Raw genomic sequence first — 576 nt, forward strand, 5'->3', positions numbered from 1 at the left:
GAAGCTAAGCTAGAATGGCTGGCGGCCGCCGAAAAGAAAGGATTATTTGGCTCAAAACAAGAACAGCCTGTCGGCCAGGCGACTAATCCGGCTCAAGCCCAGACCACTGATCTCAATCAGCTTAGTTCCATCCAACTTCTCAAAATGGGCTATGCTCAACGAGCGTAATCCCTTAGCGGATTGCGCTTTTTCTTTGCCCCAAAACAGCACATAGGGAGGAATTATTTCTTTGGCATTAACAATGACGGAAGCCGCAAAGCTATCAACAGATATCCTGCAAAAAGGCGTGATTCAAACCTTTGCCCGTTCTTCTCCGATTCTAGAACTGTTGCCGTTCATGGAGATTTCGGGCAACTCGTACAAGTACAATCAGGAGCAGACCTTACCGGGCATCGCCTTCCGTTCCGTTAACGAGGGCTATGTAGAATCGGCGGGTGTGGTCAACCAGCTTTCTGAAGGATTATATATTCTTGGCGGAGACGTGGATATTGATAAATTCCTCGTGCAAACCCGAGGTAACGTCAACGACATTCGCTCCATCCATACGGACCTGAAAGCAAAAGCCTTAGCTCTAGA

Annotated in this window: 1 protein-coding gene; it reads left to right on the forward strand. The window is 48.1% G+C overall.

What is annotated here, in order from left to right; all coding sequences use genetic code 11:
- Positions 1-229: 229 nt before the first annotated feature.
- Positions 230-576, forward strand: a 347-nt coding sequence (locus tag H1S01_RS22835) for a major capsid protein (RefSeq protein ID WP_341479150.1), incomplete at its 3' end; no start/stop codon positions are given.

Origin of the sequence: Heliobacterium chlorum (assembly GCF_014502795.1) — a bacterium.
GTDB lineage: Bacteria > Bacillota > Desulfitobacteriia > Heliobacteriales > Heliobacteriaceae > Heliobacterium > Heliobacterium chlorum.